We start from the raw sequence: 12,155 nt of genomic DNA, 5'->3' as shown, positions 1-12,155 counted from the left end.
GCTTAAAGCGAGTCGCGGCCGTCAAGCAGGGCGCGACGCGAAATGACCACTGTTGTGAGAAGGGCTCACAGTCCGCGTGAGCCCTTATCGGTCGGACTGCACGCAGGCCGCGCATAGATTCCTCGGCGAAGCCAAGGAGATCAGGCCATGTCCGTCGAAGTTCTGGAGCGCCCGCGCGACGCCACCGTGGAAGGCTCGATGCTCTTCCTGGAGCCGCCAAAGGACGGCAAGCCAGTGGTGGAATTCACTTACGGCGCCGGCGAAGGCACGGTGACCGCCGTCTATGCGCCCCGGCGCGTGACCATCCGTGACGCGCGCACCATTGCCGCCGATCTCGACGCCGAAGGCTTCGAACTCGTTCCACACCGCTCCCGCGTCCGCGATTTCAGCGACGAAGCGCAGGCTGGCGGGCTCGCTCGCGATGAAGCGGCCGCGCTGGTTCGGAGCGTCACAGGCGCGAGCCGCGTCGTGGTGTTTGATCACACCTTGCGCCGCCGTTCGCCGGACGCGGTGCGCCAGCCCTCCACCCGTGTCCACAACGACTACACCGAACGCTCCGCGCCGCAGCGTGTGCGCGATTTGTTGGCGGATGAAGCGGATGTTCTGCTGGGCAAGCGTTTCGCGCTGATCAACGTGTGGCGCCCGATCCGGCATGCAGCGCAGGACTGGCCGCTGGCGATCGCGGACGCGCGTACAATGCGCCCCGAGCACCTAATTTCGACCGACATCGTCTATCCCGATCGTCGCGGCGAGATTTACGGGCTGGTGCAATCGCCCGAGCAACGCTGGTGGTATTATCCCAACATGCAGCTCAACGAGGCGCTGCTGATCAAATGCTACGATAGCGACGCGTCCCGCGCCCAATTCACGCCCCACACCGCCTTCGAAAGTCCGCTCACGCCCGCCAACGCGCCGCCGCGCGAAAGTATCGAGTTCCGGACCATCGCCTTCTTCGACTAGGCGCGCGGGAACGGCTCGCCTATATTCGACTCGTTCGGGCTTGCCCGGACTATGGCGATAAACGCGCAGAGATAGGCGGATCGGACCCGGGTGCGATGCCCGGCGGCTCCACCAGTTTCATCCCTCATTCGGGGATTGTATGGGGCCGAAATAGGATCGACGGACGTTGACGGCTGTTGCTTTTGCTCGGGTGGTCCCGTCACAGGCCAAACAGCATAGTTGCGAATGACAACAACGCTGAAGAGTTCGCCCTCGCTGCGTAAGCAGCGCGAGTGTTCTCGCACTAAGTCCTGACGAGTAGCATCCTCAGGCGGGGTCCCCCGGCGCCCGGCAACAGAAGCCGGGGATTTCTTCCTCGCACCTGCTTCAAGAAAACTTGAGTGCCGCTCGGCGGCGGGAGCGGCGCGTTCATCGCATTCCGCTGTCGCCTTTGGTGGCAACCGTCGTCCCTGGCCAGCGAGGGATTGCAACATGAAGTTTATCGTAGGCGCCTCCGTCGTTGCCGCGTTTGTCTGTGGACAAGCGTACGCTGCGCCGGTTGCGGTGGACGATCCGCGTTGGGAGCTGGCGGGCGCGGAAGCGGAGGTCGTCGAGTTTCAGGGGCAACGGGCGCTGCATCTGACCGGCGCCATCGCCAAGCTCGGCGACGCGAACTTCGAAACCGGCGTGATCGAGTTCGACATGGCGGTGCCGAGCAACGCCCAGAGCTTTCCTGGCGTTTATTTTCGTGGCGTCGACGACTTCAATTACGAGCATTTCTATTTCCGTCCGCACCAAAACGGCAATCCGGACACAATGCAGTACACGCCCGTGATGAATGGCATGACGGGCTGGCAGATCTACTCGCAATACAACGCCCGGACGCGGCTGCCGATCAATGCGTGGTTCCACGTTCGCATGGAGGTCGCGGCAGATTCCGCGCGCATCTTCCTCGGGTCTGACGAGCCCGTCCTGATCGTCGGAGATCTGAAGCGCGAACCGGTCGCGGGGTATTTCATGATCCGCGGCAGCCTGGGCGGCGCCTATTTCGCTAACATCGATATCACGCCAGGCAACCCGGCGGCCGCGCCTCCCGAGACGCCGCCAGAACTGCCGCAGGGGCTGGTCCGGACGTGGCGTGTCAGCGCCGCGATGGCCGAGGCCGATGCTTTTGCCGCGGCGGCCGGCAATCGCTTGAGCGCCGTCAACTGGACGGCGCTGCAGGTCGAGAGCAACGGCGTCCTCAATCTCGCACGCGTCGCAGTCCATGCCCAGGAAACCACCGCCGCGATGGCGCGGCTAACCGTGCAGTCGGATCGTCAACGGTCGGTCGAAATGCGGTTCGGCTTCAGCGACCGCGTCCGCATCTATGTCAACGGCGCGTTGCTCTACGCTGGCGACGATAGCCAGAACAGCCGTGATTACCGGTTTCTCGGCACCGTTGGTTGGTACGACGCGCTGCACATTCCTTTGCGGCGCGGCGCCAATGAGATTGTGTTCGTGGTGTCCGAAGGCGGCGAAGGCCGCATAGGCGGCGGTTGGGCGGCGTCAGCGGCGTTACCGGATGCAACAGGCCTGAGGATCGCCGGGCGATAGGATGCGACGCGTTTAGCGGGTGAGTCGCCGCGACAACCACCATCTGTGACCTCGCACGCACCCTTGTCACAGAGGATTGAGGCGCCGCGTGCGCGAACTCTTCGCCGATTTTCCGTTGTGGCGCAGTTAGTTGGCGAGTCAGTTCCGTGTTTGCTCGCGTCGTGCGCGAAGACGCGCTGCATCGCGGCGCGGCGCTTGCACGCGCGGGGCGAACTTGTGCGCGCGGTTGTGCGTTCGCCAAGCGACGTTGGAAAGATTGATGATTTCGCGCCTCATGGATCAGCAATTGACTGGCCGAAACGAGCCGGTAAGGGTGTGGACAAGAGCCAAGGAGGGGCGGCCGTGGCCGACGACATGATTGGGTACGAGAATCTGATGCAGGACGCGCTTCGCAGCGTGGTTCGCGCCGCGCTTCAAGAAGCAGCGAACCCGCGCGGTTTGCCGGGCAAGCATCATTTCTACATTACGTTTCGTACCCATGGACAGGGTGTGATCATCCCGGATCATCTGCGCGCGCGCTATCCCGATGAAATGACGATCGTGCTCGAGCATCAGTTTTGGGATCTCGAAGTCTACAGCGATCGCTTCCGCGTCATCCTGAAATTCTCCGGTCAGCCGCAGCCGATCACCATTCCGCTGACGGCGATCACGCGCTTCTTCGATCCGAGCGTGAAGTTCGGGCTGCAGTTCGAACAGCACCACGTCGCGGACGAAGCGCGCATGGCGTCGGGCGATGATACGGGCCATCCGGCTGCGCAAGCTCAAGCAACGGCGCAAGACGCGGGCCCGCCGGTCGCTGATGGCAACTCTGTCGTCAGTCTGGATGCGTTCCGGAAGAAGTGAGCGCGAGCCTCTTCGAGAAACCAAGGGCGGCGGATCACTCCGCCGCCCTTAGTGTTTCTTGGGTTCAAACAGCTCGATCACGTTGCCGGATGGATCCTCGAGCAGGATTTGCGCGCCACCAGGTCCGCGAACGATGTCGTTTCGGAACTTGAGCCCCGACGCGCGCAGCTTTTCGACTTCCGCGTCGATGTCTTCGACAACCAGTTCGAAGCGGTTCCAGCCGCCGGGCGTGGGCCGCGCGCCATCCGGCATAGGGCGCCCTGCCGAGCTTTTCTCCCCACTGAGCAAGACCCGGAGCGCGCCGCGCTCGACGTCGGCAAATGCGGGCGCCGCGTTGGAGAGCAGGCTGAACCCTAAATGTTTCGTGTACCAGTCCACCGATTGCTGAACGTCGCTGACCATGTAGCGAACGTTGACGTGTTGCGTTTCCATGTTGGCGCCCCTTCAAGTCACGGCATGCAATGAGGCCGACACAGGCGACGTAGGGCGCGTACGAGGCCGGACTACCCTGCGCGGGACGCGCGCGTTGCTCGCCAGGTTCACTTCCGATTGAGGAACGCAAGCGCCCGCCGCGTACGGTTGAGAGCGGTGACGGTCGCGCCAACCACGACCAGCCAAAGCGCAAGCAGAATGAACGCGCCCTCGCCATCGGCGCCGCGATCACCGGTGAACGCCGCTTCGATCAATGCGCCACCGATCTGGCGGTCGAAGATCGTGAGCAGCGCCGCCATCGTCATCCAGAACATGCGGTGAGGTTTCGCCATCGGCCCGGAAAAATCCGCCGGCGCGCCGGCCCCGCGTGCGACTTCGCGCGCATATGCCGTCATCACCGCCGCCACCGCCGCAGCCCAGCCGAGCGAAGCGTCCGCCAAACCGAGCGCGGTTACACCGTAGCCAGCGCCGACCAAGATGAAGATATCCGCGAAGCGATCCGGTAACTCATTCCAAACCGGCCCATCCGGTCCGCCCTTGCCGGCTTCCACCGCGACCATGCCGTCCATCATGTTGGCGAGCAGTCGCAACTGGCAGAAGAGGGCGGCGCCCAGGCACAGCATCACGCGATCGCCCGCGCTGGTTGCGATGCCGATGGCGTAGAAGCACAAGCCTGCCAATGCCGCGAACACGATGCTGCTGAAGGAGATGAAGTTCGGCGATGCGCCGCTCTTCACAAGCACGCGTGCCAGCCATTTGGCCCAGCCGCGTTCGCGCTGCGAGATCGGGCGGCGGTTCTCTTCAACGACCATGCGCGCGTCTCCAGAGGCCGAGATTGTAGATGATGGCGTAGCTCGTCGACACCGTGAACGGGACGGCGATGGTGGCGAAGATTTCCGGCGTGCCGGCCAACGTGTGCGCCGTGACGAGAATGGCGAGGATCGCGGTCGCTGTGATCGCCGGCGGCACGATCAAGGCGGCGATGGCGCGGCCTTGGCGCTCGTCGGATTGCGGTGCGCGGAAGAACATCGCGTTCATTCGCTCGAGGCCCTTTTTCAGAAACAACGTCAGCAAGCCCGAGATCGTGCCTTGTACGAGCCCGGCGAGCAGCATTTGGGGCAGGCTGTGATCGCGGTTCGCAAACACCGCCCAGGCGCCCATGGCGAGAAAGCCGAAGCCGACATGCGCAACCGTGCTGGTCGCCAGCCATTGGCGCAGCGATTGAAGCGCACTCATTGACGTGGCTCTCCGTTACGGCGACATGGGCGACGTCTCATGTTTTCGAACACCACTTCCCTCGTCGTCGTTGCGCCTGGCGTCTTGCCGCTTCTGTTCGGCTTCGCCGTCGTCCTCGCACTGCTCGTCTTAGGCAGCATCGCCGCGCTGATCCTGCCGCGCATGCAGCCGGGCAAGTGGACCGACCTCGCGCCGCGCATGCAATCGTGGTGGATCATCGTCATCCTGGTCGCCGGCGCGCTGGTGCTGGGCTGGCAGGCCACCGCCATTCTGTTCGCGCTGATCTCGTTTCTCGCGCTCAAGGAATATCTCACGCTGGCGCCGACGCGGAAGGAAGACCGGCTGATCGTGTTGCTCGCGTATCTCTCGGTGTTCGTCAATTACGGGCTCATCTTTGCGACCACGACCTTTGAGGACAGCTACCAAGTCTATCTCGTTTTCATTCCGGTTTACGGCTTCCTGATCGCCGCCGCCGCCATGGCTTGGATCGGCCGCACCGAGGGCTATCTCGCGACCGTCGGCATCGTGCACTGGGGCATGGTTGTTTGCGTCTACAATATCGGATACATCGCGTTCCTGATGCGCGTGCCGGACGCCGAGGCGCCTGCGGGCGGGGCAGGGCTGGTCTTCTTCCTCATCTTCATCACGCAGCTGAACGACGTCGCACAATATTGCTGGGGCAAAGCCTTCGGCAAAACCAAGATCACACCGACCGTCTCGCCGAACAAAACTTGGGAAGGCGCCATTGGCGGCTGGCTGACGACGGCCGTCGTGTTCTACGTGCTCGCGCCATACTTCACGCCGCTCACGCCCACGCACGCGGCGATTATGGGCGTGATCATGCCGATGGCGGGCTTCTTCGGCGACATCACCATGAGTGCAGTGAAGCGCGATCTCGGCGTCAAGGATACGTCGCGGCTTATCCCGGGTCACGGCGGCGTGCTGGATCGGCTCGATAGCCTCACATTTGCCGCGCCGGTCTATTTCCACTTGCTCGCGTATTTCGCCATCGAGCGCTTCTGATGCTGCAGACGATCCGCCGTTACGGACTGATGCTGGTGGTCCGCCCGCTGGCGCGGCTGTTGTTCGGGCTCGACGTCATCGGCAAGGACAAGTTGCCCAAGGACGGCCCCGCCATCGTCGCCGCCAACCACAACAGCCACGTCGATACCATCGTCATGCTTTGCCTGTTTCCATCGAAGCTGCTGCCGAAGCTTCGACCGGTGGCCGCGGCGGATCACTTCGATAAAGGCGGCTTCGGCTCTTGGTTCTCCCGTAACATCATAGGCATCATCCCGATCAAACGCGGCGGCGCCTCGCGCACGGAGGACGTGTTGCTGGGCGCCAAGGAAGCGCTGACGCGCGGTGAAATTCTGGTTGTGTTTCCCGAAGGTTCGCGCGGTGAGCCGGAGGAAATGACGCGCTTCAAGACTGGCGTGGCGCGGCTCGTGGAGTTCTGTCCGCAAGCGACCGTCACGCCCGTCTATCTCCAAGGCGCCGGACGTTCGCTGCCGAAGGACGCCAAGTTGCTCGTGCCGTTCAACACCACGGCCGTCGTTGGCGATCCGCTGACATGGAACGGCTCGCACCACGGCTTCGTCGACGAATTGCGCGCACGCATCGAAGCGCTGAAAGCGCAAGCGCCGCCGCTGCGTTGGAAATGACTGGCGGCGCGCGGGCGAGAATGGTTAGCTCGCGACCATGAGCGACATCGAAATCATCGCCACCGGCCTTCAGTTTCCTGAAGGACCCATCGTGATGCCCGACGGCAGCGTCATCCTGGTCGAGATCAAACGCAAAACGCTGACACGCGTGTGGCGTGACCGTGCGGAAGTCATCGCGCAAATCGGCGGCGGCCCCAATGGTGCGGCGTTCGGCCCCGATGGCGCTGTCTACATCACCAACAATGGCGGCTTCCGCTATCACGAGGCCGGCGGCTTCACGATCCCGACCACCGCCGCCGAAGACTACACCACCGGCCGCATCGAGCGCGTCGATCTCGGCACCGGCAAAGTCGAGCGCATCTACGACAAGGTGGACGACAACAAGCTCTCGGGCCCGAACGATCTGGTGTTCGATAAGGCGGGGAACATCTGGTTCACGGACCTCGGCAAGAACTATGCGCGCTCTACCGATCGCGGCGGGCTCTACTACGCCAAGCCCAACGGCTCGCTGATCAAGGAAGCGGCGTACGGCTATGTCGGCCTCAACGGCGTCGGCCTCTCGCCCGATGAAAACGTGGTCTACGCTGCCGAAACCGAAACGGCGCGTTTGTTCGCGTTCGATATCACTGGCGAAGGCGAAGTGGCTCGTTCGCCGCTAGGCCCGCCGGGCCGCGTCGTCGCCACGCAGACGACGTATTGCTATTTCGACAGCCTTGCGGTGCAGGCCAACGGTGACGTTTGCGTCGCCACGATCCTGAACGGTGGCATCACCACGATCACGCCGGACGGCGTCTCCACCCACACCGCGCTGCCCGATCCGCTTGTCACCAATATTGCTTTCGGCGGCGCCGATATGCGCGACGCATACATCACGCTGTCCGGGACGGGTCAGCTGGTAAAGGTCCGCTGGCCGGAACCGGGATTGAAGTTGAACTTTGCACCTTACTAGTCGTCATTCCGGACGCGCGGAGCGCGATCCGGAACCTAGGGGCAAACGACGTGCTGGTTGCCCCTGGGTTCCGGGCTCTCAGCTTCGCTGAGCCCTGGAATGACGAGTTAGGTTTTTCGAGAGCTCGGAGCATGTCATGACAATCGTAGTCCACCACCTCGAAGAATCCCGCTCGCAACGTGTTCTCTGGCTGCTGGAAGAACTTGGCCTCGACTACGAAGTGAAGCGATACGCACGCAATCCGCAAACGCGCCTCGCGCCGCCTGAGCTGAAGGCGATTCATCCGCTCGGCAAGTCGCCCGTCATCGAGCGCGATGGCAAAGTGTTCGCCGAAAGCGGCGCGATCATCGAATATTTCGCTGAGCACGAAGCCGGCGGCAAGCTCGCCGTCTCGGCCAGCGATGCGGCGCGGTTCGACTATCTCTACTGGCTGCAATTCGCTGAAGGCTCGGCCATGTTGCCGCTGTTGTTGAAGCTTTATGTGAGTTTGCTCGGCGAGGCGGGCGCGCCGTTGATGCAGATGCGCGTCGATCCGGAGATCGACAACCATTTCAGCTTCGTCAACGCGCATCTGGAAGGCCGCGACTACTTCGCCGCCGACCGCTTCACCGCAGCTGACATTCAGATGAGCTTCGTGCTCGACGCCGGTAACAATCGTGGTGGTCTGGATCGCTTCCCCAACATGGTGCGCGTCAGAAAACTGCAACAAGGGCGGCCGGCCTACCAAAAGGCGCTGGAGAAGGGTGGGCCGTACAAAATGGGCGCGTAAGCTCGCGGCGCCTCCTCCATCGAGGGGGAGGCTAAGCTCTTGCCTTTCCCCGCAACGCACTGAACATCTCCGCCATCAGGAGAACGCATGCGCGCACGCGATTGTAAGATCGTCGCCACGATGGGGCCGGCCAGCGATCCGCCGGAGCGGTTGGCTATGCTCATCCAAGCGGGCGTCGATTGCTTTCGGCTGAACTTCAGCCACGGCAGCAAAGACGATCACGCCCGCCGCATGGCGTCGATCCGTGCCGCTGAAGCGCATGCCGGCGCCGCTGTCGGCGTGTTCGCCGATTTGCAGGGGCCAAAGATCCGCGTCGGCTCGTTCGAGGGCGGTGAGATCAAGCTCAAGTTCAACGAAACCGTCACGCTCGAGGCCTCCACCGAAACGGGCCAGCAAGGCCTCATCCGCCTGCCGCACGCCGAGTTGGTCGATGCGTTGGAGGAGGGCGATATCCTCAAGCTCGACGACGGCAAGATGCAGCTCACCATCATCGAGCGCGGCCGCACGCAGGTGAAGGCGCGCGTCGATTTCGGCGGCGTGCTGAAGAACCAGAAGGGCGTCAACGTGCCCACGCGCCGGATTCCGATCAGCGCGCTGACGGACAAGGACCGCGAAGATCTGGCCTACGCGCTCGACCTTGGCGTCGACTACATCGCGCTTTCGTTCGTGCAGCACCCGGAGGACGTCCACGAGGCCAAAGCGCTGATCAAGGATCGCGCCGGCGTCATCGCCAAGATCGAAAAGCCATCGGCCCTTCAGCAGATCGAAGCGATTGTCGAGGCCGCCGACGCTGTCATGGTCGCGCGCGGCGATCTGGGCGTCGAACTCCCGCCCGAGCAAGTACCGATCGCGCAGCGCAAAATCATCCGCACCGCCCGCGCCGCCGGCAAACCGGTGATCGTGGCGACGCACATGCTGGAAAGCATGGTCGAAGCCGCGACGCCAACGCGCGCCGAAGCGTCCGATGTCGCCACCGCCGTGTATCAGGGCGCCGACGCCGTGATGCTTTCCGCCGAAAGCGCCGTGGGCCGCCATCCGCAAAGCGCCGTCGCCATCATGGACCGCATCATCCGCGCCGTGGAGGACGACGAAGAGTACTGGGCCTCGCTGCCGCGCGATATGACCCCGCCGCAGGACACCACCGCCGACGCCATCGCGCTCTCGGCGCGCCACATCGCCGATGTCATCGGCTGCAAGACGATCGTCGCCTACACCGCCACCGGTTCATCCGCCATCCGCGTCGCCCGCGAGCGCCCGCGCTGCGGCGTCATCGGTCTAACGCCCTTCATCGAAACGGCGCGCAAGCTCGCGCTGGTCTGGGGCGTGCGCTCCATGGTGACGGACGACGTGCATAACGTTGAAGAAATGGTCGAAAAGGCCGACGCCGCCGTCCGCAAACTTGGCGTCGCCGAAGTCGGCGACCGCGTCGCCATCATCGCGGGGATACCGTTCGGGCGAGCGGGTAAGACGAATACGATCCGCGTGCTGAGGTTAGAGTAGATGGCCGACCTCAAAATTCTCGGATTCGCCGGCAGCTTACGCAAAGCGTCGCTGAACCGCGCTCTGCTTCGCGCGGCGCAAGAACGGGTGCCGGAAGGGATGAGGATCGAAGCGTTCGATCTGATCGACATCCCGCTCTTCAATGCCGACGTCGAGGCGCAAGGCGATCCGCCGGCGGTCGCCGCGTTCAAGGACGCCATCCGCGTTGCTGACGGCGTCCTGATGGTGACGCCGGAATACAATCATGGCGTTCCCGCCGTCACCAAGAACGCCATCGATTGGGCGTCGCGCAAGCCGCAGGTGCTCAAGAGCAAGCCTGTCGGCATCATCGGCGCGTCGGTCACGCAAACCGGCACAGCGCGCGGCCAAAGCCAGCTGCGTCAAACGTTCGAATTCGTCGATTGCATCGCGATGACGCAGCCGGAAATCCTGGTCTTCCGCGCTCACGAGAAATTCGACGCCGCCGGCAATCTCACCGACGCCAAGACGGCGGAATATCTGGGTAAATACCTCGAAGCGCTGAAGGCTTGGGTGCTGCGGCTGAAATGAAAATATGGACCGCCGGCGCCCTCGCCGGCCAGGACCGGTAGATGCCGGCGAGGGCGCCGGCGGTCCATATTAGGCCGCGCTTTTCTGCTTCAGCCACTTCGGCAGCAGCGAACCGTAATCGACCTTCGCCTCCGCATCGAATGTCACGCCTGCCGCGCGCACGAGCCGCTCCAGCTCTCCGTTCCGCGCCGCCTCGAACATCTCGGCATTGCCGCCGATCAGTTCGCCGCCGATGAACACTTGCGGAATCGTCGGCCCGCCGACGCGCGCGCCGACCGCACGCCGCACGCGCCCGCCCCAATCGTTCTCCTGCATCGCCACCGAATCCAGATCGATCGAGCGATAGGGGACGGCGTGCGCCTTGAAGAGCTTCCGCGTCGCCCAGCAGAACTCGCACCATTCCAGCGCAAACAGCAGCGCCGGTTCTTCGCGGATCAGCTTATCGACGAACGCCGCCGCTTCCGCGTCCACAGCCGCGGCGGGCGCCGTTGCCGCAGCAGGCGCGGGCGCGGGGCGGATGTCGAACCGGTTCGACGGAGACGATTTCGAGATCGCTTCCTCTTCTGCCGTCATGTCGACAGCCACGTCATCAAACAGCGGCGTTGAGAGATAGCGCTCGCCGGTATCCGGCAGCATCGCCAGGATGGTGGAGCCTCTCGGCGCCGTCTCGGCAATCTTCAGCGCGGCGGCGACTGCCGCGCCCGCGGAAATGCCGACGAAAATCCCTTCGCGCACTGCCAGTTCGCGCGCGCGTCGCAACGCATCGCCGCCATTCACCGGCAGCACTTGGTCGATATATCCCGCGCTCTTGGCGTCCGCCGTCAGCTTCGGGATGAAGTCGGGCGACGTGCCTTGCACCGGGTGCGGGCGAAAGCGGTCCGGCAGCCCCGTGCCTAGCACCTGAGAATTGTCCGGCTCGGTGACGACGATCTTCGTCTCCGGCCGCTTCTCCTTCAACACGCGCGCCACACCTTTCACCGTGCCGCCCGTGCCGTAAGAACTCACCCAATAGTCTAGCCGCTCGCCTTCGAAATCGCGCAAGATTTCCTGCGCCGTCGTGCGCGAGTGCACATCCGCGTTGGCTTCATTCTCGAACTGACGGGTGAGGAACCAACCGTGCGTCTCAGCCAGCTCAATTGCCTTCGCCAACATGCCGCTGCCTTTGTCCGCCGCCGGTGTCAGCACCACCTTGGCGCCGAGAAAGCGCATCAGGCGCCGCCGCTCGATCGAGAAATTCTCCGCCATGACGATGACGAGCGGGTAGCCTTTCCTCGCGCACACCATGGCCAGCCCGATGCCGGTGTTGCCGCTGGTGGCTTCGATGACGGTCTGGCCCGGCTTTAGCGCGCCGCGCCGCTCGGCGTCCTCGATCACCGCGAGCGCAAGGCGATCCTTCACCGAGCCCATCGGATTGAATGCCTCGACCTTGGCGTAAAGCGAGACGTGCGCAGGGGCGATGCTGCTGAGTTTCACGATCGGCGTGTTGCCGACTGTTTCGAGAATGCTGTCGTATTTCATGGGTCGCCTCTAGCATGTCGTGTCGTCGCCGCCCGGAGGCGAAACTGCCAATCTTCGCGGGCGATAACGCCACCTCTCTTAGCACGGCGGGCGGTGGAACCGATCGCCGAGCCGCCGCTATTCTTGTCCGAGCCGCCGCAAGTTGCCGTGACGCGCAGTT

13 protein-coding genes and 1 other RNA gene are annotated in these 12,155 nt (G+C 63.6%); 10 read left to right on the top strand and 4 right to left on the bottom strand.

Annotated features, from left to right (window positions below; translation table 11 throughout):
* Positions 1 to 147: 147 nt before the first annotated feature.
* From DSM104635_RS13670 to DSM104635_RS13655, 4 genes are all read left to right on the top strand, one after another.
* The gene (locus DSM104635_RS13670; protein WP_158766736.1) at positions 148 to 960 is read left to right on the top strand and encodes a CmcJ/NvfI family oxidoreductase; all 813 of its coding nucleotides are present in this window, start codon (positions 148 to 150) and stop codon (positions 958 to 960) included.
* Positions 954 to 1,309, top strand: a transfer-messenger RNA (tmRNA) gene (ssrA, locus tag DSM104635_RS13665). The genes DSM104635_RS13670 and ssrA overlap by 7 nt, the downstream gene beginning before the upstream one ends.
* Positions 1,310 to 1,431: 122 nt before the next feature.
* Positions 1,432 to 2,535, top strand: coding sequence for a hypothetical protein (locus tag DSM104635_RS13660; RefSeq protein ID WP_158766735.1), 1,104 nt, complete (start codon positions 1,432 to 1,434; stop codon positions 2,533 to 2,535).
* Between the two features lie 342 nt (positions 2,536 to 2,877).
* Entirely contained in the window at positions 2,878 to 3,378 is a 501-nt protein-coding gene (locus tag DSM104635_RS13655) for an SspB family protein (protein ID WP_228445694.1), read from the top strand.
* A 48-nt stretch (positions 3,379 to 3,426) separates the two neighbouring features.
* On the opposite strand, the gene DSM104635_RS13650 is transcribed toward DSM104635_RS13655, so the two are convergent.
* From DSM104635_RS13650 to DSM104635_RS13640, 3 genes are all read right to left on the bottom strand, one after another.
* Complete coding sequence (locus tag DSM104635_RS13650) at positions 3,427 to 3,810, bottom strand: VOC family protein (RefSeq protein WP_158766734.1); 384 nt, start codon at positions 3,808 to 3,810, stop codon at positions 3,427 to 3,429.
* A 107-nt stretch (positions 3,811 to 3,917) separates the two neighbouring features.
* Positions 3,918 to 4,622: a CDP-alcohol phosphatidyltransferase family protein gene (locus tag DSM104635_RS13645; protein WP_158766733.1), complete on the bottom strand. Its 705-nt coding sequence runs from the start codon at positions 4,620 to 4,622 to the stop codon at positions 3,918 to 3,920.
* Positions 4,612 to 5,046, bottom strand: coding sequence for a hypothetical protein (locus DSM104635_RS13640; RefSeq protein WP_158766732.1), 435 nt, complete (start codon positions 5,044 to 5,046; stop codon positions 4,612 to 4,614). Before DSM104635_RS13640 ends, DSM104635_RS13645 begins: the two co-directional genes overlap by 11 nt.
* A 39-nt stretch (positions 5,047 to 5,085) precedes the next feature.
* Here DSM104635_RS13640 and DSM104635_RS13635 point away from each other — a divergent pair, with 39 nt between their 5' ends.
* The 6 genes from DSM104635_RS13635 (at position 5,086) to DSM104635_RS13610 (ending at position 10,477) form a co-directional block, all read left to right on the top strand.
* Positions 5,086 to 6,069, top strand: a complete 984-nt coding sequence (locus DSM104635_RS13635) for a phosphatidate cytidylyltransferase (RefSeq protein WP_158766731.1) — start codon at positions 5,086 to 5,088, stop codon at positions 6,067 to 6,069.
* Positions 6,069 to 6,710 (top strand): lysophospholipid acyltransferase family protein, encoded by a 642-nt coding sequence (locus DSM104635_RS13630; protein ID WP_158766730.1) that lies wholly within the window; start codon positions 6,069 to 6,071, stop codon positions 6,708 to 6,710. Before DSM104635_RS13635 ends, DSM104635_RS13630 begins: the two co-directional genes overlap by 1 nt.
* A 37-nt stretch (positions 6,711 to 6,747) precedes the next feature.
* Positions 6,748 to 7,659, top strand: a complete 912-nt coding sequence (locus DSM104635_RS13625; protein ID WP_158766729.1) for an SMP-30/gluconolactonase/LRE family protein — start codon at positions 6,748 to 6,750, stop codon at positions 7,657 to 7,659.
* Positions 7,660 to 7,795: 136 nt separating this feature from the next.
* Positions 7,796 to 8,428, top strand: coding sequence for a glutathione S-transferase family protein (locus DSM104635_RS13620; RefSeq protein WP_158766728.1), 633 nt, complete (start codon positions 7,796 to 7,798; stop codon positions 8,426 to 8,428).
* 87 nt (positions 8,429 to 8,515) lie between these two features.
* The gene (gene pyk / locus DSM104635_RS13615) at positions 8,516 to 9,928 is read left to right on the top strand and encodes a pyruvate kinase (RefSeq protein ID WP_158766727.1); all 1,413 of its coding nucleotides are present in this window, start codon (positions 8,516 to 8,518) and stop codon (positions 9,926 to 9,928) included.
* Positions 9,929 to 10,477, top strand: coding sequence for an NADPH-dependent FMN reductase (locus DSM104635_RS13610; RefSeq protein WP_158766726.1), 549 nt, complete (start codon positions 9,929 to 9,931; stop codon positions 10,475 to 10,477).
* 69 nt (positions 10,478 to 10,546) lie between these two features.
* Here DSM104635_RS13610 and cysK read toward each other — a convergent pair whose 3' ends face one another.
* Positions 10,547 to 11,995, bottom strand: coding sequence for a cysteine synthase A (cysK, locus tag DSM104635_RS13605; RefSeq protein ID WP_158766725.1), 1,449 nt, complete (start codon positions 11,993 to 11,995; stop codon positions 10,547 to 10,549).
* Positions 11,996 to 12,155 lie beyond the last annotated feature (160 nt).

This window comes from Terricaulis silvestris (assembly GCF_009792355.1).
GTDB classification, from domain to species: Bacteria; Pseudomonadota; Alphaproteobacteria; order Caulobacterales; family Aquidulcibacteraceae; genus Vitreimonas; species Vitreimonas silvestris.
Note: the sequence above shows the minus strand (reverse complement) of the source record. Positions and strands in the feature narration are given on the sequence as shown.

Bases quoted from the DNA above. Each gene is read 5' to 3' on its own strand.
- DSM104635_RS13670 (WP_158766736.1), top strand. From the start codon at position 148: ATGTCCGTCGAAGTTCTGGAGCGCCCGCGCGACGCCACCGTGGAAGGC.
- DSM104635_RS13660 (WP_158766735.1), top strand. From the start codon at position 1,432: ATGAAGTTTATCGTAGGCGCCTCCGTCGTTGCCGCGTTTGTCTGTGGA.
- DSM104635_RS13650 (WP_158766734.1), bottom strand. From the start codon at position 3,810: ATGGAAACGCAACACGTCAACGTTCGCTACATGGTCAGCGACGTTCAG.
- DSM104635_RS13645 (WP_158766733.1), bottom strand. From the start codon at position 4,622: ATGGTCGTTGAAGAGAACCGCCGCCCGATCTCGCAGCGCGAACGCGGC.
- DSM104635_RS13640 (WP_158766732.1), bottom strand. From the start codon at position 5,046: ATGAGTGCGCTTCAATCGCTGCGCCAATGGCTGGCGACCAGCACGGTT.
- DSM104635_RS13635 (WP_158766731.1), top strand. From the start codon at position 5,086: ATGTTTTCGAACACCACTTCCCTCGTCGTCGTTGCGCCTGGCGTCTTG.
- DSM104635_RS13630 (WP_158766730.1), top strand. From the start codon at position 6,069: ATGCTGCAGACGATCCGCCGTTACGGACTGATGCTGGTGGTCCGCCCG.
- DSM104635_RS13625 (WP_158766729.1), top strand. From the start codon at position 6,748: ATGAGCGACATCGAAATCATCGCCACCGGCCTTCAGTTTCCTGAAGGA.
- DSM104635_RS13620 (WP_158766728.1), top strand. From the start codon at position 7,796: ATGACAATCGTAGTCCACCACCTCGAAGAATCCCGCTCGCAACGTGTT.
- pyk (WP_158766727.1), top strand. From the start codon at position 8,516: ATGCGCGCACGCGATTGTAAGATCGTCGCCACGATGGGGCCGGCCAGC.
- DSM104635_RS13610 (WP_158766726.1), top strand. From the start codon at position 9,929: ATGGCCGACCTCAAAATTCTCGGATTCGCCGGCAGCTTACGCAAAGCG.
- cysK (WP_158766725.1), bottom strand. From the start codon at position 11,995: ATGAAATACGACAGCATTCTCGAAACAGTCGGCAACACGCCGATCGTG.